Here is a 20666-nt window from a genome sequence, read left to right on the forward strand (position 1 = left end):
AAGGTTGAAACCGCCGGGAATCCTGTACCAGAGACCAGGTGATGCAGATAATGGACTATCTGGACAACATAGAAGAGGAGTATCACAAGTCCTATCCCGACGATCCCTGCCCGATGGAAGGCGGCTACAAGGCGAGCTTAGAAAGGTTGGTGATAGAATCCATAGGAGCAGAGTGAGATTTACCACCTGAGACCGAATAAGTCTAAGAAATCTGTGTTAATCTGGGGGAGATTAGAGCAAGAAGCAAAAACTCCCCCCAAAAATTTGGTAGTTTCATCAAAAAACCTTATATTTGCAGCCAATAATTAGAATATTACGATTATGGCAACATTGGTACTCGATAATACATTATATCAAGGCTATGCAACAATTGCAGAGCAGAATAACATCAGTGTGACTGATGCTATGGCAGAAGCTTTGCGATTATTGAAGCAACAGCTGAAAAAGAAGCCAAGCCTTTCGTTAAGGCAACGACTTGAGAAGCGAATTCTTGAACTTCGAGATTTGCCAGCGAATTGGGATTACGCAGGTTCCCCTTCCATATCATCAGAAGCATGTGATTATTCTCAGAAGGTTGTTTCATCCTGTAGCGAATCATTGCTTCAGGGATTAGCAATATTCCCAAATACCAATGGCTATATATTAATGCAATGGAAGACCTCCAAAGGAGATGCCTGTTTATCTATTCTTAGTGATAGGATAGTGTATGATGTCAATTATGGAGAGACAGAGAAAGAGGGCATCCTCCCACTTTCGGAACTCCCTAAATTTTTGGAAGTCTTAAAGAACATAGCCTAATGGAATGTGATATAACATTTGAGAAACCAGTATTGAAAGATAGGGAGGAGATAGCTCGATTGTTGTCCTCTCCAGCCTTTTATGACGAAAATACTCATCAGTTGAATTTTGCGGCATTCTTTTCAAAAAGACAGAAAGCCATTATGTGGGTTATGCTCTTTTTACTCCAAGGTATTTAGCAAACTTACATGATAGATTAAGAATATATCCTGTTAAAGCAGGTCTTAGTGATCATTGTGGAATGTTTTTCTTGGGAAAGGATAAGAAGATAGTTTGTGATGACTTGACGATTCGGCCTTATACATTAAAGACATTGCGTTCACTTTGTGACTTATTACAAGCTAATGTTGTTTTAAAATAGGGGTAGTACCCTCACTCTTAGCAAGATAATAGCAAACTATAGCAAGATAATAGCAAGTTGTAGCAAGGCGGTCCCATCCCGCAAAACTATGGCGAAGACCTTTGATGGTCCGCCAACCTTATAGCGTAGCGGTTCCGAGCACCGGAGGGCGGTTACATCCCTAATCCCTATGGTAGGGATTTAGGGCTTGGGTATAGGGTAAGGCCCCCCTCTTCGCAAGAGGGGGACAGGGGAGTCGAAAAAATACAATAATTAATAAGGAGATTACGTTATGAACATAGAAGAAAAAAAAGCTGATTTTATGCGTCGCTTCAAGGCTTCTAGGGAACGAAAGGCAGAATACATAACACAAATGGAAAAGCGTATGCGTGATGACTATCGCCGCAGAACCGGTAAGGAAGCAGAATCATTTTGTGTGTTGTAATGTTTAGCCATAAGCCAAGTATAGGTTAATAAATGCATTTTTTCTCTTAAATCCTTGGTGATTACGAAATTAAATCGTATTTTTGTCGCTATGTTAGCAATAAAAATGTATGGTTATGGCAAACGACAATAATATGCAGCCTGTGACTGATGATTCACAGATAGTACTTTATCAACCAGATGATAGCATTAGGTTGGAAGTGAAACTGGATCAAGATACAGTTTGGCTTACCCAAGCACAGATGACAGAGTTGTTTCGTACAACTCGTAACAATATAACTATGCATATTCGTAACATCTTTAAAGAGAAAGAGTTAGACGAAAAATCAGTATGTAAGGAAACCTTACATACTGCCGCAGACGGCAAAAGATATCGTACTAAAATCTATAATTTGGATGTTATAATCTCTGTAGGCTATAGAGTAAAGAGTCCAATAGGAACCCGTTTCCGTCAGTGGGCGAATGCTGTTATAAAGCAATACCTGCTTCAAGGTTATTCCGTAAACCGTCACTTGATAGCCCTACAGGAGAATATGGACAAGCGTATGACCCATATTGAGGACGTTCAAGCCAAGCAGCAACAGCAGCTCGACTTCTTTATTCGAACCTCCACTCCTCCAGCAGAAATGGTCTTCTTCGAAGGTGATTTCTATACAGCAAGAGTTGCTTTAGAGAACTTGATTCGTACAGCCAATCATCGAGTAGTAATCATAGATGGTTATGTTTCATCGCTAACCCTGAGTGTGTTAGATGTTCGTAAACCGGAAGTTTCAGCGACAGTTTATACTGTAGGTGTAGGTCAAGGAATGCAACGTCTCATGGATGAGCATGACCGTCTATTCCCCGATAATCATATAGATATTCGCAAATGGAAAAACGAGTCTCATGATCGCTGGCTTATTATAGATGATAGTCTCTATCATTGTGGTCATTCTTTAAATGCCAATGGCGGTCATAAGATTTCCGCCATAACCCTGATGGGAACTTCCCCAGAGGTAATCCTCTCAGAAGTAGAATAAAACAGTATTCCTCATTCGAGCGACGACAAGTGCAGAGCGATACTGCAATGAGGAACTATTCTGGCTGTCCCAATCAGCAAGCTATAGTAAGGCGGTCCCATCCCGCACAACATGGCGAGACCTTTGATTGGTCCGCCAACCTTATAGCGTAGCGGTTCCGAGCACCGGAGGGCGGTTACATCCCTAATCCCTATGGTAGGGATTTAGGGCTTGGGTATAGGGTAAGGACCCTCCCGCTGGGGAGGGACAGGTGGGGCAAAAACAGCACTAAGGGCGGTTACATTCTCTCGTCCCTGAGGTTTCTGTCCCCCGCAAACGGGGGAACCGAAGGGGGTGTAAAGACCATTGAAGAGAGGTTTGGTGAGAAAGGTGGAGCCTTCCTTAACGGTAAGGAAGGTTTCTGTCCCCTGTAAGGGGAACCGAAAGGGTCGCAAAGACTATTGAAGGTTGGTTATCGATAATTTTATCATGTCCCTAATCCCATGTAATTATAACTCGAACAAAAAGGTGAATGTCAAGGCTGCCTAATTGGCAGCTCTGGCAATACCAATTAATAATATGTTTTTTTGAAAAATTGTTGGATGTGCTAACTGCTGAAAATCAGTAGTTACGTTCTAACGGTGATTTACGATTGTTTGTCGGCTGGCGCATTGTGGAATTTGCTGATAACTTGTAGATTTTCGGCTTTTTTCTTGGTGGTTTCAATAAAAAAGCGTACTTTTGCGGAAAAGTTTAACGTTTAAAATTATAGGTTATGGCAACATTAACTATACAAGTGGAAGATAATAGTGTTATGGCTGGACTCAAGAAAGTTCTTGAGGCAATGAAAGGCGTTGTGATTGTTCCTAATCATCAGAAAAGCATGTCTGGGATAGAAGAAGCAATGGATGATATTCGTCATGGTAGAGTGACGGAGTATGAAAGTGCTGATGATATGTTTGAAAAGTTGGGAATATGAAATACAGAATCATAGCTACCAGTCGCTTTGAAAAGGATGTAAAGCGTTGTAAAAAACGTAATCTTCCAATGGAAAAGCTAAAGAAAGTAATTCGATTACTTGAAGAGACTGGAAAATTACCTCCTGAATATAAGCCGCATAAACTATCTGGGCAATATGCGGGAAGTTGGGAATGTCATATTATGTCTGATTGGCTGTTGATATGGAAACAATATAATGATGAGCTGGTTTTAGTGATGACTAATACTGGTTCTCATAGTGACGTTTTCTAAAAACTAATCGTTTCACCATTTGGTATCGATATTGAAGCACAAGACATCAACACCTATGCAGTATTAGACTTGGTAGAGTATATTCATCATAATATAAAGGATGTAAGGAAAATTGGAAATTACCATACATTTTTCAAACATTACCATTACAGTATAGATGATAGGGGAGCTAATAGAAAAGCATTCCAAGAGAAAATCAATGAGTTGTTCGAACGCAATGGCTTAAATTATACGTTGACAGACGCTGGTCAGATTGAGCGAGAAGTCCCGTTGCCTCTTAATCTTATTATTCATCGAGTGGTGAATACAAAAGATTCAGAATTAAATAGGCTTGTCTCTGATGCTGCAGGCAAAATACGATTGCCAAAATTAGAGGATAGAAAATTGGCTTTGGACAAACTTTGGGATGCATTTGAACGTTCTAAGACCTATTTTCTTGAAGACAGAAAAGTTGATAAAAGAAAGTCTGTTGATAGAGTGCTAGACAAATTGTCTGGCAATGATACTAATTTCAGACAGTTGCTGAACGATGAATGCCTTGCACTGACAAAAATAGGTAATGATTATCAGATTCGTCATTATGAAAAAGGCAAAATTGCCATTGAGAATTCTTACGAAATCGATTACTTGTTTTATCGTATGTTTTCCTATATCAACTTATTTTCTAAGTGTATTGATTGATGCAATATAATATGATGATATAAGCGTTATGACAGCAAAAGAATATTGTATAGCCTTTTGTGAAGGCTACTTCTACGCCCAATTAGGCGAGAGACTTACCAATGGTAAAGTGACAGAACATACACTGGACTTAGCAAAGGAAACGGCTCAGACATGTATGGAGCAACAGATAGCCTATTCTTGTTTTGATGAAAAGCAAAAGCAGGTGATGAAAGAAAACCTTCATGAATGGGCAGATACAGTGATGCAAGGTTTTAAAAAACGTTTGCGTGAGAGCGGCAGATTGATAGATTCTTTATGATGCGCTAGCCGACAAACAATCGCAACTCTGTTGCGTAGACACTTATCGGCAGCCCTTTAGGGCACAGGCTTCGCTGACGATACCAAAACTCTGGCGGAGGCTATAGCGTAGCCAGCTACATCCTCTCGTTCCTGAGGAAAGAGAGGCTTGGAGAGAAAGGTGGAGCCTTCCTTAAGGGTAAGGAAGGACGGGTAGGTTTTCGAAAAGATGACTTCTTTAACGGTAAGGAAGGACGGGTAGGTTTTCGAAACAATAACAATATTATTCGGTAGGCGAAGCACCACTAGCATTTTTTATAAGCTACTTTTCGCTTTTGGTGTGGAGCCTGCCTTTTAAATAACGATATAAAGTTAAAACAAAGATATAAAGCCATGAAAGGAATAGTGTTAGCAGGTGGTAGCGGAACACGCTTGTATCCTATCACAAAGGGTATCAGCAAACAGCTGATACCAATCTTCGATAAGCCGATGATATATTACCCAATATCAGTATTGATGTTGGCAGGTATCCGTGAAATACTCATTATTTCAACACCATTCGATTTGCCAGGCTTCAAGCGCCTCTTAGGCGATGGAAGCCAGTTAGGTGTGAAGTTTGAGTATGCAGAGCAGCCATCACCAGATGGCTTAGCCCAAGCCTTCATTATCGGAGAGAAATTCATTGGTAATGATTCCGCTTGCCTCGTATTAGGCGATAATATCTTCTATGGTGCAGGATTAAATCAGATGCTGCATCAAGCAGTAGTAGATGCTGAGCAGAACAACAAGGCTACCGTTTTTGGCTATCGTGTAAGTGATCCGGAACGATATGGTGTAGCCGAGTTTGATGAGCAAGGCAATTGCTTAAGCATTGAGGAGAAGCCTGAGCATCCAAAGAGCAACTATGCAGTGGTAGGCTTATACTTCTATCCTAACAAGGTAGTAGAAGTAGCCAAGCATATCAAGCCATCCGCTCGTGGTGAATTGGAAATCACCACCGTTAACCAGGAGTTCCTGAAGGATAAGGAGCTGAAGGTACAGACCATGGCAAGAGGATTTGCTTGGCTTGATACCGGAACCCATGATTCCCTTTCTGAAGCATCCACCTTTATTGAAGTTCTGGAGAAGCGCCAGGGTTTGAAGGTAGCTTGCTTGGAAGGTATTGCATACCGTCAAGGTTGGATTACCGCAGAACAGTTGAAAGAGAATGCTCAGCCTATGCTGAAGAACGACTATGGCAAGTATCTCCTGTCCATTCTTGAAGAGAAAAATCTAACTTTAAAAAAGAATTTAGAATATTAAACTAGAAAAAGGTATCAGAACTTTCAAAATTTTTAATGGGAACAAATATTAATATGACTACAGCTTCGGTTATGGGGGGGCATAAAATACGTCGGTCAAACTTAGAGTTATATCGCATCATCGTCATGCTGCTAATAGTTGCACACCATTACGTGGTGAATAGTGGACTGATAGACGTGATGGAGGAAAATCCGCTTTCCTCTAAGTCGCTTTACCTCTATATGATAGGAATGTGGGGTAAGACGGGTATCAACTGTTTTGTACTGATAACAGGATATTTTATGTGTCGCTCGCACATCACGTTGAGGAAGTTTCTAAAGCTGTTTTTGGAGATTATGTTTTATAAGATTGTGATATGGGCGATTTTTGTAGGGACCGGATATGAGTCGTTCTCCATTAAACTTATGCTCAAGGAGTTGTCACCTATAGTATCGATTGACAATGGCTTCACCTCTTGCTTCCTTGTCTTCTACTTGTTTATTCCATTCCTAAATATTTTGGTCAATAATATGGATAAGCGAAAGCATACATATCTTCTGGCATTATGCCTGTTTACCTATACCGTCTTGGGTACATTGCCGAAACTCCATGTTGTATTCAATTATGTCACGTGGTTTAGTATATTATTTTTTATCTCTTCCTATATCCGAATTTATGGACTCTTCCCGCGCATTAAGAACTACCAATGGGGAGTGTTAACGCTTCTTGCTATAGTGCTTTCCTTATTGAGTGTCCTGTTCCTTATCGCTCTTCATATTCACTTCGGAATACAATTGACTCCTTACAGATTGGTATCGGATTCCAATGTCTTAATGGCGGTAGTTGTGTCGATATGTTCATTTATGTATTTCAAGGATTTGCCTATTAAGCAGAGCAAAGTCATCAATACTGTCAGCGCCAGTACTTTTGGCGTACTGTTGATACATGCCAATAGTGATACAATGCGCCAGTGGTTGTGGAAAGATACCCTTAATAATGTTGGACAGTATACATCAGACCATCTCGTGTGGTTCTCAATTGGGAGTGTGCTATCTGTCTTTTTCATTTGCATAATTTTGGATTATATTCGAATACATACCTTCGAAAAATGGTGTTTTCGAATTCTAGACAAGCGAATCGGAAATCGATAATAATAGACAATAATTTAATCATATATCTTATGGATAAGAAATTGATAACAGTAACATCTCCGTTACTGCCAAACTTGGATGATTTTCATGCTGAACTCCAGAAAATCTGGGACAGTAAGTGGATAACAAATAATGGTGATTACCATAAGAAACTTGAGGCTGCTCTTGCAGAGTATCTTAAGGTTCCTTATGTAAGTCTTTTTACCAATGGTACCTTGCCATTGCTTACTGCATTGCAGGCTCTCCGTGTGACAGGCGAGGTTATTACTACTCCATATAGCTTCGTAGCTACTACCCACAGTATTTGGTGGAATGGTTGCAAGCCAGTTTTCGTAGACATAGATCCTACTACTGGTAATATCGATCCAAATAAGATTGAGGCTGCTATTACTCCAAGAACAACAGCTATTATGCCAGTCCATGTATATGGCAAGCCATGCGATACTAAGGCAATTCAAGAAATTGCTGATAAATATGGCTTGAAGGTCATTTATGATGCAGCTCATGCTTTTGGTGTAGAGGTAAATGGCGAGAGCATCTTGAATGCTGGTGATATGAGTACATTGAGTTTCCACGCAACGAAGGTCTATAACACCATCGAAGGCGGTGCATTGATTATGCATGACGAGAAAACCAAGAAACGTATTGATTACTTGAAGAACTTCGGCTTTGCAGGAGAAACCGAGGTTGTTGGTCCAGGCATCAATAGTAAGATGGATGAGATGCGTAGTGCTTATGGCTTGCTCAACCTGAAGCAGGTAGATGCAGCTATTGAGGCTCGTCATCAGGTAGCTATCAAGTACCGTGAGGCTTTGCGCAATGTAGAAGGCATTACCTTCTTCGATGATATGCCTGGTGTTCGTCATAATTATAGCTATTTCCCAATATTTATAGATGCACAGAAGTATGGTATGACCCGTGATGAACTTTATGCAAAGATGAAGTCTCAGAATGTATTGGGTCGTCGTTACTTCTATCCTTTGATTAGTGAATTCTCTACTTATCGTGGCTTGGAGAGTGCGGATCCTACAAACTTGCCAAATGCGCATAAGATGGCGGATAGTGTTATTTGCTTGCCTATGCACCATGCATTGAGCGATGAGGATATTCAAAGGACCTTAGATTGTATCTTAAAATAAATAGAAACAATGTCACAAAAGAAAATACTCTTGTTGGGTGGTTCTGCCCAACAAGTCATTGCCATTAAGACAGCTAAAGAACTTGGCTATTATACAGTCTTGTGTGATTATCTGTCTGATAATCCTGGACAGTATGTAGCAGATAAATATTATAATGCCAGTACTACAGATGTTGAGGCTGTTTATCAAATAGCGAAGGACGAACAGGTTGATGGTATTCTTGCTTATGCTTCTGATCCAGCTGCACTTCCAGCTGCAATTGTTGCAGAGCGTTTAGGCCTTCCTACTAATCCAGCCAAGAGCGTAGAGGTTTTAGGATTGAAATATCCTTGGCGTCAGTTCTTGCAGAGCCATGGTTTTGCTTGTCCTAAGGTTTATTCTTTTCATCCTGAAACTTCCTTGGATGAAATCAAGGAAAATGCGAAGGATTTTTCTTTCCCAGTAGTAGTTAAACCAACTGATTCTTCAGGAAGTAAAGGTGTAACCATGTTGGAAAACTGGGATGGTTTGGAACAAGCTATAGCTTGGGCTGATACATATTCACGCAACAAGGTTTTACTCGTTGAGGAATATATACAAAGAGGTTTTCCATCTGTTGTTGGAGGAGATATTTTTGTCTGGGATGGAAGAGTCGTCTTATATGGAGAGATGGAGTGCCTCAGAGACACCCAGAGAAGTCCGCTTATTCCTATTGGAAAGAAAAAGCCTTTGTGTACATCGGAAAAGCAAACTTTCAACATTCATAAGGAATTACAGCGAATAGTTACTGCTCTTGATATTCGCTTTGGTGAGCTGAATATTGAGATAATCCTCGATAAGAATGACAATGTTCATTTCTTAGAATTAGGTCCTCGTGCTGGTGGTAACATGATTCCAATTCAGCTGAGTGATGCATATGGTATTGATTTAGTGAAGGCTAATGTTCAAGCTGCGATGGGAGAGAAGCCAGAGTTCTTAGAACAACCTGTTAAGTCTTTGTCTGGTTGCTATATGCACTATGTACTCCATAGCTACGAAGCAGGAACTTTCAAGGGTATTGAAATTGATGAAAATATAGCCACGAATGTTTATCGTCAGGTAATCTATAAAAAAGAAGGTGACCCTGTAGAAGTATTCGATGGTGCTGGAAAAGCATTAGGAATCATCTTCCTTCACTTTGATACAGTGGAACAGATGGAGGATTTCTGCAAAAATTATAATAATTTAATAAGAATAAAATTAGCTTGAATGTTATGAAAAAGTTATTGATGCTTGGAACGAGTACTGGTAGCGTTCAGATAGTAAAATATGCTAAAGCTGCAGGAATATATACAGTTGTAACTGATTTCTTTCCTGTAGAAAAATCTGAAGCCAAAAAATATGCTGATGAATGTTGGGATATTAGTACTGCCGATATTGATACTTTGGAGAAGAAGTGCATTGAAGAAAACATTGATGGTGTTTTTGCTGGTGTCTCTGAATTTAATCTTGATAAAGTCTTAGAGTTGACAGAACGTCTTCATCTTCCTTGTTATATCAATAAGAATGCTTGGGGGTATGCCCGTAATAAATATGAATTCAAACAAGTATGTAAAAAGGTAGGTGCTCCTGTTTCTCCGGATTTCTGTTGTGATGGTTATCCTTCTGAAGAAGATATGGACAATGTAGTTTATCCTGTCGTCGTGAAACCGGTAGATAAAAGTAGTAACAAAGGCTTGACTTTTGTAAATAACAAGGAAGAATTATTGCAAGCAATAGAAAAAGTTAAGTCTGTTTCTGATAATCCTAATGTCATCGTAGAACGTAAACTACATGGTCAGGAAGTTACTGCGTATTATGCTATTGCCAATGGTGAGCCATCTTTGGTATCCTTCTATTCCATGAATTCGGAACCGGGTATGCCTATCTATACCTATAGTCTGACAACTACGGTATCAGACATTTTGTTGGATAAGTATGTTGCAGAAGTAGATGAAAAGGTAAAACAAGTAATAAAGGAAATCAAATGTAAAGATGGTATTGCTTGGTTTGAGATTATTTATGATCAAGATGGACATTTCTATTTGTTAGAAATGGGACATCGTCTTCCTGGAGATATGATGTTTGTTCCATTGACAGATGTAACAGGATTTAATTCCATTGCATGGTTGGTAAATTATGCAGTGGGTAATAATCTTGATTCAAGAGTCTTGCCTCAATCTCAAAAAGAACCTTACAAGAAGTGTGGTTGTTCTTATATGCTTTGGACAAAACAAGGAGGTAAAATAACTCAGATTGTTGGATTGGACAAATATAAGAATAATAGTAAATTCTTTGTGCATGAGATAGCACATAAAAATTATGATGTTCAGCAATATAGACCTGTCTCTATAATTACCTTTACTGTAGAAGATTGTCAAAAGATGTGTGATGTAATTGAGGATATAAATAAAACAGTTCATTACAGGGATGAACAGGGTAACGACATGCTTATCTATTTTGATGACTATTCTCACCTTTTATCTCAGGCAAGATAATGGCAGATTCTGATTTAAAGAAAAATCTCAATACACTAGATGTTCTTTCTGTTGCCTTTGGAGCCATGATTGGCTGGGGCTGGGTCGTGTCTTCTGGGCAATGGATAACATCTGGTGGTGTCTTAGGTACAGTTATTGGTTTTCTTATAGGTGGTCTGATGATATATTTTGTTGGACTTGCTTATGCAGAATTGACTACGGCTATGCCTAAATCAGGAGGTGTACAAAACTTCTGTTATGCAGCCTTTGGTCCTGTGGGAGCCTTTGTTAGTACTTGGGCGTTGATATTGAGTTATGTTGGAGTAGTGTGTTTTGAAGCTGTATCATTTCCTACTATCATACAATATATTTTTCCTGGATTCTTAAAAGGATATTTATATACCGTAAAGGGCTTTGATATTTATGCATCGTGGTTGGTTGTGGCAATCATCACTGCTGCTATAATTGTTTATATCAATATAAAAGGAACTAAAAAGGCAGCCAAGTTACAGAATATCTTGACTTGTATTATTGCAGGAGTAGGATTGATATTAGTTGCAGGTTCTGCTTTCATAGGAAATACTGATAATATTAGCCAACAATTATTTGTTGGTGATAATACGATTTCTATTGTTGAAAATGTAGCTAAGGTTGCTATCATGACACCTTTCTTCTTATTTGGCTTCGATGTGATCCCTCAGGCAACTGAGGAGATAAATATGCCATTGAAGAGGTTAGGACGTATGATGATCCTATCCATAGCAATGGCGGTAGGGTTTTATGCTTTGGTTGTATTGGCAATAGGTTATGTGATGAATGGCAATCAGATGGTGACATCAATGCAAGGTGCAGGATTGGTTACTGCAGACGCAATGGCTATCGCTTTTAATAGTCATACGATGGCAAAAGTATTGATATTGGGAGGACTTTGTGGTATCATTACCAGTTGGAATTCATTTTTAATTGGTGGTAGTCGTGTTATGTTTGCTATGGCAAAGTCACGGATGATTCCTAGTAGCTTTGCAAAATTGCATCCTGTTTATAAGACCCCAATTGTTGCATTGCTATTATTAGGCTTGACATCTATCGTGGCCCCATTCTTCGGCAGAGTTATGCTGGTTTGGATTGTTGATGCGGCTAACTTTGCATGTTGCTTGGCTTATTGTATAGTGTCCTTGGCATTTGTTGTTTTAAGAAAGGAAAAATCGGATATGATAAGACCTTATCGAGTAAAACATGGTTATTGGGTAGGTTTTATGGCTGTATTTATGTCTGGTTTTATGGCTGTGATGTATTTGATTCCTGGTTCATCTTGTACGCTGGTATGGCAAGAACAGATAATTGTCGTTGGCTGGATGGTTTTAGGAGTTTTTTTAGGAATTAGAGGAAAAAGATTATATAAAGATTCATTTGCTTCTGGTATGGATATTTGAATTTTTAATCATTCTGTGCAGATTAGTATCCTTAGTTGGTGTGAAATAATATCTGGTATCAGTTAATTATATAATAGAAGTTTGGCTTCAATATTAAGAAGTATGCAACAGGAATCATTAAAAAACAAAACAATTAAAGGTGTAGGTTGGAGTGCTGCAGACGCTCTGTTAGGGCAGGGCGTGACATTTATTGTCGGTTTAGTATTGGCTCGACTCTTGTCACCTGATGAATACGGATTGATTGGTATTTGCTTAATCTTTACAACGGTGTTAAATGGCATTGTAGATAGTGGATTTAGCAATGCTTTGATACGTAAGAAGGAAGTAACAGATGAAGACTATAATACAATGTTTACGACCAATATGGCAATTAGTATTGTATTGTATGTTCTTCTTTTTATAAGTGCGCCTTTAGTTTCGGATTTCTTTCATCGAATTGAATTGACGGCATTAGTTCGAGTTACAGGTTTGATATTATTTTTAAATGCTCTATCTATAACCCAAGTTACAATTCTTACAAAAAACATAGATTTTAAGACAAAGACTAAAGCTTCTCTAGTTTCTGCCATAATTAGTGGTGTGATTGGCATTACTATGGCGTTTATGGGATATGGCGTTTGGTCTTTGGTAGCCCAACAACTTTCTAAGCAGTTGTTATATACTTTATGTTTGTGGGTGTTGAACAAATGGTGGCCCAAGTTTACATTCTATAAGGATAGTTTTAAGTATATGTGGGGTTTTGGTTGGAAGCTCCTTGCTAGTGGAATTCTGAATAATGTTTGGAATCAGCTATACCAAGTAGTTATAGGAAGATGCTATACTTCTTCAACGCTTGGACATTATACTCGTGCAAATGAATATGCAAGCATATTTTCATCTAATCTTACCTCAATAGTCCAACGCGTTAGCTATCCTGTTTTGGCAGAAATACAGGATGATAAGGAACGTATGGTTCTGGGATATAGAAAAGTAATCAAGGTTACAATGTTCGTTACAGCGGTATGTATGATTTCGTTAGGGGCTGTTTCTGAACCATTGATATATACTTTAATTGGCACAAAGTGGCATGAGGCTGCAACATATCTTCCTTTAATATGTATATCTATGTCTTTGTATCCTTTGCATGCAATCAATCTAAATATTCTTCAAGTTTTAGGACGAAGTGATATTTTCCTTTATCTTGAAGTTCTAAAGAAAATTGTCGGATTAGTTCCTATAGTAATAGGTATCTATTGTGGTATATATTATATGCTGTTGACTTCAATATTTACTGGTTTTGTAAATTTATATCTTAATAGTTGGTACACAGGCAAAACTTTGAATTATACTTTTTGGAAGCAGTTGCGCGATATTGCGCCCTCTTATTTTACAGCAACGATTATAGCTCTAGCAGTCTATTTTTTGAAATATCTTGTATTGCCTGATTATTTAATACTGATATTTCAACTGCTGTTGGGTTTCTTTGTTGGTGTTGTGATAAGTGAATTTCTCAAGTTTAATGAGTATATAGAAATAAAAACAATATTAATAAATATTTTAAAAAATAAGTTATGAAATATCCATTGTTTAAAATTACTATAGAATGTATGACTTTTAATCAGTCTCAGTATATTGGTAAGACGTTAGATGGTTTTTGTATACAGCAAACGGAGTTTCCTTTTGTTTGTTGTATAATTGATGATGCTTCTACTGATGGAGAACAAATAGTTATAAATACATATTTAGAAACCCATTTTGATTTTTCCGAGTCTTCTGTTTCGTATACAAAAGAAACTGATTATGCTAAAATTATTTATGCTCAGCACAAAGTAAATAAGCAATGCTTTTTTATGGTTCTCTTTTTAAAAGAAAATCATTATTCACAAAAAAAATCAAAAACAGAGTATTTAAAGAAATTCAATGAGGGTATTCCATATGAGGCAATTTGTGAGGGCGATGATTATTGGATAGATCCTGAAAAACTCTCAAAACAAGTGTCATTTCTTGAGACTCATAAGGAATATGGGTTTACTTATGCGCGTGCATATACTTGTAACGAAAAAGATGAGATAAGTAATAAGTATATTTTTGGCAGCAATGCAGAAACATTTAATGATATAATAGCAAGAAATACCATTCCAACTTTAACTACTGTATATAGAAAAGCTCTTTATTCTAATTATCTTAAAGAAATTAAAAGGTCGGATCAATGGGGAATGGGAGATTATCCTATGTGGTTATATTTTATTCTTCATTCGAAAGTGCATTTTATGAATGATATAGTAGGTGTATATAGAGTGCTGCCAGAGTCTGCTAGTCATTCCAGAAGTTTAAAGAAAAAAATTAAGTTTGTTATTGGAGAATATAGGGTAAGACTTGATATGCTAAAATATGCAAATAGAAAAGATTTGGTATTTTTGGCTCAAAAAGAACTGATAAAAGGCTTAGTTATTTCTATTGCATACAAAATAGCTATTTTGTGTCGATTAAAGTAATGAAACAAATTTGAATTAAATGGATAAAATATTTTGTTTGCTATCTGTAGTTCTCTATTTTTTTGCACCTATGCATTATTCTTTTGAGTATTGCTTAGTGCTCTTTATTTCTGTCGTTTTCAATGCATATTATATATTTAGTAAGGATAAAAAAAACGAGATTGTAGGATTTAATTCTATATTTTCCCTTTCGCTTATCTTAGTAACATATATTTTCCCACTTTTTGTATATGAGGTTTTTCCTAATTATTCTTTGTTTGGATATGCATATAATGAGAAAGTCATAACAAAATCGACTGCGTTAGTTAATGTTGCCTATTCGTGTTATGCCGTAGGTTATTTGATGGTGTTGAAGAATAAACCTAGAAGAATTTTGAACATTAGGAATTCTTTATACGAATTTCCTACACTTGTTTCAAAATCAAGAATTCCTATTTTTAGACGTTGTGTTTTATTTTTGTTTATTGTTGTTGTGGTGGCAGGAGGTCTGACATCCTTTAAAAAACAATATTCGGGAGAGGACGCTGGTGCCATGGGGGGAATTCTCTCTTTTGTCTGGCTTGTCTTCCAAACATTTTGCATTTTATTTACATGTATAAATTTAAAATACAATGATAAAAAAAGCTTTTTACTCTTGGCATTAATTATGTTTTTATTACTAGCTGTTGGTAGTCGAACATTGCCACTATGTATTGTTTCTTTAATATTTTATGCTTTTTGTTTAAAAAGAAAGTATTCTTTAAAACGAATTTTATTATATGTAGTATTTGCATTTATTGTCTTTTCTATTGTTGGACGTTTAAGATTAGGACCTGAACAAGATTTGTCAGGTATTTCTGCTAATGAATTAGGGGTATTGAACTATTTTGAAGATTTTATTGTTTGTTCTCGTAATCAATATGTTATTTATGATTTTGTCCAAAGAAAAGGTGTTACTTTTGGAATCTCGGCTTTAGGCTATGTCCTGGCAGTTGTCCCTTTTTCTCAATCTATTGTATGTTCTTTATTTGGCTTGTCTGATGCCGATTTGCGATCAGAAGTATTAACAACGAAATGGGCTTCTTCGGATGCTGGATTAGGTACGCATATTGTTGGAGATGTATATTTGGCATTTGGTTTGTTTGGAGTTATATTTCTTTTTTATCTTTTAGGGTACATAGTTGCTAAATCAAGGCGATATATGTTTCTTGGGAATAGAAAAGGAACTATCATATATTTAATATTATTATCTGGTGCAATGTTTATGTGTAGAGGTTCTTATTTCTATAGTTTAAAAAACATTGTGTGGTCATTAATTATTGTTTCTCTATTTGGAATAATTAAAAAAAGAAGAAAAAAATGAAGTTAATTTATTTAACGCCTGGTATATTTAACTCTGGTGGTACCGAACGTGTACTGTCTATAAAGGCTAATTATTTAGTGGATGTTGCCGGCTTTGAGGTTATTATTATAACTACTGATCAAAAGAAACGTAAATGTTTTTTTGATTTTGATAAGCGCATAAAGCATTATGATCTTGGTATCAATTTTTGTGATGATACTTCTTTGTCTTTACTTAAATTCTATCAAGTCCGCCGCAAAAAAAATGAGATTTATCGTAAAAGATTAGAAGAGTTAATAAGAAAAGAATCTCCTGATGTTTGTATTTCTTTGTTTGGTAAAGAGTTCGATTTTCTTCCAAGTCTTAATATTTCTTGTAAAATAATAGCGGAACTTCATTTTAATAAAAAATTCCGTGAAAATTCATATTTATCTTTGCATAAGGGAGTTTTATGGAGATTTATTGCAAAAATTAGAACAAGGCAATTGGTTAAAACTTCCAGGAAATACGATAAGGTCATTGTCCTTACTAAGGAAGATTTGTGCCAATGGAACAAAACGAATAATAATGTTATTCAAATTTACAATCCATTGCCTTATCAAACACAACAAACATCAGAGTTGACAAACAAATCATTTATTTCTGTAGGAAGATTATCTTCCCCGAAGAATTACGAGTCTCTAATTTCTGCTTGGAGTATAGTACATAATATGTATCCTGATTGGCAGATGAATATTTGGGGTGATGGCGAACTGAAAGATTTTTTGAAAAATAAAATTCGAACATATAATGTTGAAGATTCTTTTATTCTACGAGGTAAGACTGATCGTATAGATAAAGAATATTTAAAAAATTCAGCTTTTGTTATGTCTTCCCGTTATGAAGGTTTTCCTATGGTGTTACTTGAGGCTGCTTCTTTTGGCTTGCCTTTAATTTCATATGATTGTTATTCTGGACCAAAAGATATAATAGATGATGGAGTAAATGGTTTTTTGGTACCTTTGAATAACGAAGAGGCACTTTCTGATGCTATGTGTAAAATAATTAAATCTAGTGAACTTAGAAAAGAAATGGGCATGAATGCAAAGGTTAAATCTTTGGATTTTAGTCAAGATAAAATTCTTCCACAGTGGCCTGTTTTCTTCTATAATTTATTAAAATGAATATTAATGTAAACATTATGAAACTAGTGGTTGATTTATTGGGATTTGAATATGGAAAGTCATATGGTTTTCAAGAATATTTATTCAATTTATTAGATGATTTCTGTAAGTATAGAGATAAAATTTTGGCAAAAAGAATTGTTCTATTAGTTCAATCTTCACAAAGTAAATACTTTAGAGAACGATTTGGTGACGTTTTCGTCTATAAATGTTTTACTTGCAGTAGTTTGTTTAGTCGCATTTTCAAAGAAGGACAAATTATTGGCGGTTTGAAACTCGAACAACAAGATATTTTGCTTTTTGTTGGCAATACTATGCCAATAGTAAATACCAAGGCAAAAAAAGTCCTAGTTGTCCACGATTTATTATTTAGGCATGGGGCATTTTTTAGCAAGACACCATATTATTATCTTTTTAGATTGCATAGATACTTTTATATACCATATTCTTTAGCTAAAGCTGATAAAATTATAGCTATATCCAACTTTACTAAAAATGAAATATCCAAGGCATACAATGTACCTGAAGAAAAAATAGAAACAATTTATAATTATTTTAATTTTGATAAATACGATAAAGACAAACTTACAGAAAAGTCTGTTATTCATGGCAAATATATATTGTGTGTTTGTGCTAACTATAAACATAAGAATCATATAACAGTATTAAAGGCTTTTGAACAGTTCTGCAAAGTTAATAAAGATTTTAATCTTGTTTTTATTGGCTCTCTTTCTTCAGATGCTTATGATTTCATTAGACAATTGGATTCATCAGTTAAGAATAAAATTTTAATTAGACAGCATTTAACTAATGCTGATATGAAAAAGGTATATACAAATGCATCAATGTTTGTATCTGCTTCTCTTTACGAGGGGCTTGGGATGCCAGTTGTTGAAGCTTTATATTTTGGATTACCTACTTTGCTGTCTGATATTTCCATACATCATGAAGTAAGTATGGATATGGCACAGTATTTTCCTTCATTGTCTTATGAAGTTTTGAGTGAGTTGTTTGTTGAAAATGCTACACATAGAAAAAACAATGATACTGTCTTGAAATCAACTTTGATTAAATTATACGACAAAGATAATACATCTATGCGTTATATAAATTTGTTAAATCATATTTAGAGTTTTTTATTTAGTTAAATAATTTAATTAATTATATATGTCAATTTTTAAAGATAAAACCCTCTTGATTACAGGAGGTACTGGTTCATTCGGTAATGCCGTTTTGAACAGATTCTTGAGAACAGATATTGGTGAAATCCGTATCTTTAGTCGTGATGAGAAGAAGCAGGATGACATGCGTCATGAGTATCAGGTGAAATTCCCTGATGTGGCTCATAAGATTAAGTTCTTTATCGGTGACGTCCGCAACCTGCAGAGCTGCCGCAATGCGATGCCTGGAGTTGATTACATCTTCCATGCTGCAGCATTGAAGCAGGTTCCTTCTTGTGAGTTCTTCCCAATGGAGGCTGTAAAGACCAACGTTATTGGTACAGACAATGTATTGACTGCTGCTATTGAAGCTGGTGTTGGTGCTGTTATCTGCCTCTCTACAGATAAGGCCGCTTACCCAATCAATGCAATGGGTATCACCAAGGCTATTGAGGAGAAGATTGCAGTGGCTAAGAGCCGTTATTCTGGCAAGACCAAGATTTGCTGCACACGTTATGGTAACGTGATGTGTTCTCGTGGTTCTGTGATTCCTCTTTGGATTGAACAGATTCGAAGTGGCAACCCTATCACTCTGACAGAACCTAAAATGACTCGTTTCATCATGTCTTTGGAAGAGGCAGTTGACTTGGTACTCTTCGCTTTCGAGAATGGTCATAATGGTGATATTCTCGTTCAGAAGGCTCCTGCTTGTACTATCCAGACTCAGGCAGAGGCTGTTTGTGAACTCTTCGGTGGCAAGAAGGAAGATATCAAGGTGATTGGTATCCGTCATGGTGAGAAGATGTACGAGACTCTGTTGACCAAGGAGGAGTGTGCCAAGGCTGTTGATATGGGTAACTTCTACCGTGTTCCTGCTGACAACCGTGATTTGAACTATGATAAGTTCTTCCGTGAGGGTGATGCCAAGCGTGTTACCATCGAGGAATTCAACTCAGATAATACCTATCGCCTGAACTTGGAGGAAACCAAGGATAAGATTGCTTCTCTGGAGTATATCCAGCATGAGCTTTCTGGTGAGGGTAACTTCGTTCAGTAATCAAGATAACTTATGAAAATTCTTGTAACAGGTGCAAAAGGCTTTGTAGGTAAAAACCTTTGTGCCGCATTGAATAATATCAAGGATGGAAAAGACAAGACTCGCCCTTCATTGGTAATCGATGAAGTATATGAATACGATCTCGATTCTACCTTAGAGGAGTTGGACTCCTGGTGTAAGGATTGTGATTTCGTATTCAATCTGGCTGGTGTCAATCGTCCAAAGGATAACTCCGAGTTTATGGAGGGTAACTTTGGCTTTGCCTCTACACTCCTTGATACATTAAAGAAGTATAAGAATACCTGTCCTGTCATGCTCTCCAGTTCACAGCAGGCTTCCCTGACCGGACGCTTCGGCAACAGTGAGTATGGTAGAAGCAAGAAAGCAGGTGAAGACTTGTTCCTGGATTATCAGACAGAGACTGGTGCCAAGGTTCTGGTATATCGTTTCCCGAATCTTTTTGGTAAATGGTGTCGTCCGAACTATAATTCAGCTGTTGCAACATTCTGCAACAACATCGCCAACGATTTGCCAATTCAGGTAAACGATCCTTCTGTAGAACTGGAATTGCTTTATATTGATGATCTCGTAGCCGAGATGCTTGATGCATTGGAGGAGAAGGAGCATCATTGCGAGTTCGAAGGTTTGGAAGTCGTTGCCGGTCCTTTGGGTAAGTACTGCTATTGTCCAATCACGCACAAGGCAACCCTGGGAGAAATCGTTGATTTGATTCATCAGTTTGCTGATCAGCCAAAGACCTTGATGATTCCGGAGATACCAAACGGCAGTTTCGCCAAGAAACTCTATTCTACCTATCTCAGTTATCTTCCAAAGGAAAAGGCTATCTTCGATCTGAAGATGAATGTAGATCAGCGTGGCTCCTTCACCGAGTTGGTTCATACCTTGAACTGCGGACAGGTGAGTATCAATATCTCTAAGCCGGGTATTACCAAGGGTCAGCATTGGCACAATACCAAGTGGGAACAGTTCATTGTTGTATCAGGTCATGGTCTGATTCAACTCCGCAAGGAAGGTACCGATGAGGTGCTTAATTATGAGGTGAGTGGCGATAAAATTCAGAGCGTTATCATGCTTCCTGGATATACACACAACATCATCAATCTTTCTGAAACAGAAGATTTGGTCACCGTGATGTATTGCAATGAAGTCTTTGATAGCAGCAAACCTGATACATTTTTTGATCCAGTAGAAAAAGATTAAT

At 37.2% G+C, this 20666-nt stretch carries 20 protein-coding genes; all 20 read left to right on the forward strand.

Going from position 1 to position 20666, the window contains the following annotated elements; all coding sequences use genetic code 11:
• Positions 1-321: 321 nt before the first annotated feature.
• Complete coding sequence (locus tag AAAT87_RS05885; protein ID WP_296974005.1) at positions 322-798, forward strand: hypothetical protein; 477 nt, start codon at positions 322-324, stop codon at positions 796-798.
• A 632-nt stretch (positions 799-1430) separates the two neighbouring features.
• Complete coding sequence (locus AAAT87_RS05890; protein ID WP_233905729.1) at positions 1431-1583, forward strand: ABC transporter ATP-binding protein; 153 nt, start codon at positions 1431-1433, stop codon at positions 1581-1583.
• Between the two features lie 115 nt (positions 1584-1698).
• Complete coding sequence (locus tag AAAT87_RS05895) at positions 1699-2601, forward strand: virulence RhuM family protein (protein ID WP_349225902.1); 903 nt, start codon at positions 1699-1701, stop codon at positions 2599-2601.
• A gap of 754 nt (positions 2602-3355) precedes the next feature.
• A complete protein-coding gene (locus AAAT87_RS05900; RefSeq protein ID WP_006849455.1) occupies positions 3356-3559 on the forward strand; it encodes a hypothetical protein in 204 nt (67 codons plus the stop codon).
• A complete protein-coding gene (locus AAAT87_RS05905) occupies positions 3556-3831 on the forward strand; it encodes a type II toxin-antitoxin system RelE/ParE family toxin (protein ID WP_295411120.1) in 276 nt (91 codons plus the stop codon). Before AAAT87_RS05900 ends, AAAT87_RS05905 begins: the two co-directional genes overlap by 4 nt.
• 69 nt (positions 3832-3900) lie before the next feature.
• Positions 3901-4512, forward strand: coding sequence for a hypothetical protein (locus tag AAAT87_RS05910; protein ID WP_349225903.1), 612 nt, complete (start codon positions 3901-3903; stop codon positions 4510-4512).
• A gap of 28 nt (positions 4513-4540) precedes the next feature.
• Entirely contained in the window at positions 4541-4813 is a 273-nt protein-coding gene (locus AAAT87_RS05915) for a hypothetical protein (RefSeq protein WP_349225904.1), read from the forward strand.
• A gap of 371 nt (positions 4814-5184) precedes the next feature.
• Positions 5185-6093: a glucose-1-phosphate thymidylyltransferase RfbA gene (gene rfbA, locus AAAT87_RS05920; protein ID WP_349225905.1), complete on the forward strand. Its 909-nt coding sequence runs from the start codon at positions 5185-5187 to the stop codon at positions 6091-6093.
• 71 nt (positions 6094-6164) lie between these two features.
• Positions 6165-7223 (forward strand): acyltransferase family protein, encoded by a 1059-nt coding sequence (locus tag AAAT87_RS15530; protein WP_431996992.1) that lies wholly within the window; start codon positions 6165-6167, stop codon positions 7221-7223.
• Between the two features lie 29 nt (positions 7224-7252).
• Positions 7253-8362 (forward strand): DegT/DnrJ/EryC1/StrS family aminotransferase, encoded by a 1110-nt coding sequence (locus AAAT87_RS05925; RefSeq protein WP_349225906.1) that lies wholly within the window; start codon positions 7253-7255, stop codon positions 8360-8362.
• 9 nt (positions 8363-8371) lie between these two features.
• Positions 8372-9589: an ATP-grasp domain-containing protein gene (locus AAAT87_RS05930; protein WP_349225907.1), complete on the forward strand. Its 1218-nt coding sequence runs from the start codon at positions 8372-8374 to the stop codon at positions 9587-9589.
• Positions 9590-9594: 5 nt separating this feature from the next.
• Positions 9595-10857, forward strand: coding sequence for an ATP-grasp domain-containing protein (locus tag AAAT87_RS05935; protein ID WP_349225908.1), 1263 nt, complete (start codon positions 9595-9597; stop codon positions 10855-10857).
• Complete coding sequence (locus tag AAAT87_RS05940; RefSeq protein WP_349225909.1) at positions 10857-12269, forward strand: APC family permease; 1413 nt, start codon at positions 10857-10859, stop codon at positions 12267-12269. The genes AAAT87_RS05935 and AAAT87_RS05940 overlap by 1 nt, the downstream gene beginning before the upstream one ends.
• 102 nt (positions 12270-12371) lie before the next feature.
• Complete coding sequence (locus AAAT87_RS05945) at positions 12372-13823, forward strand: lipopolysaccharide biosynthesis protein (RefSeq protein ID WP_349225910.1); 1452 nt, start codon at positions 12372-12374, stop codon at positions 13821-13823.
• Positions 13820-14743 carry a glycosyltransferase family protein gene (locus tag AAAT87_RS05950; protein WP_349225911.1) on the forward strand — a complete coding sequence of 308 codons (924 nt, stop codon included), beginning with the start codon at positions 13820-13822 and terminating at the stop codon, positions 14741-14743. The genes AAAT87_RS05945 and AAAT87_RS05950 overlap by 4 nt, the downstream gene beginning before the upstream one ends.
• 19 nt (positions 14744-14762) lie before the next feature.
• On the forward strand, positions 14763-16085 hold the full coding sequence (gene wzy, locus AAAT87_RS05955) for an O-antigen polysaccharide polymerase Wzy (protein WP_349225912.1): 1323 nt from the start codon (positions 14763-14765) through the stop codon (positions 16083-16085).
• Entirely contained in the window at positions 16082-17227 is a 1146-nt protein-coding gene (locus AAAT87_RS05960; protein WP_349225913.1) for a glycosyltransferase family 4 protein, read from the forward strand. Before wzy ends, AAAT87_RS05960 begins: the two co-directional genes overlap by 4 nt.
• 17 nt (positions 17228-17244) lie before the next feature.
• Positions 17245-18357, forward strand: coding sequence for a glycosyltransferase family 4 protein (locus AAAT87_RS05965; RefSeq protein ID WP_349225914.1), 1113 nt, complete (start codon positions 17245-17247; stop codon positions 18355-18357).
• A 37-nt stretch (positions 18358-18394) separates the two neighbouring features.
• Complete coding sequence (locus AAAT87_RS05970) at positions 18395-19444, forward strand: polysaccharide biosynthesis protein (protein ID WP_337385605.1); 1050 nt, start codon at positions 18395-18397, stop codon at positions 19442-19444.
• Between the two features lie 12 nt (positions 19445-19456).
• Entirely contained in the window at positions 19457-20665 is a 1209-nt protein-coding gene (locus AAAT87_RS05975) for a capsular polysaccharide biosynthesis protein CapF (protein ID WP_349225915.1), read from the forward strand.
• Position 20666: the final 1 nt, after the last annotated feature.

The sequence above is a fragment of the Segatella sinensis genome (genome assembly GCF_040095255.1).
Classification (GTDB): domain Bacteria; phylum Bacteroidota; class Bacteroidia; order Bacteroidales; family Bacteroidaceae; genus Prevotella; species Prevotella sinensis.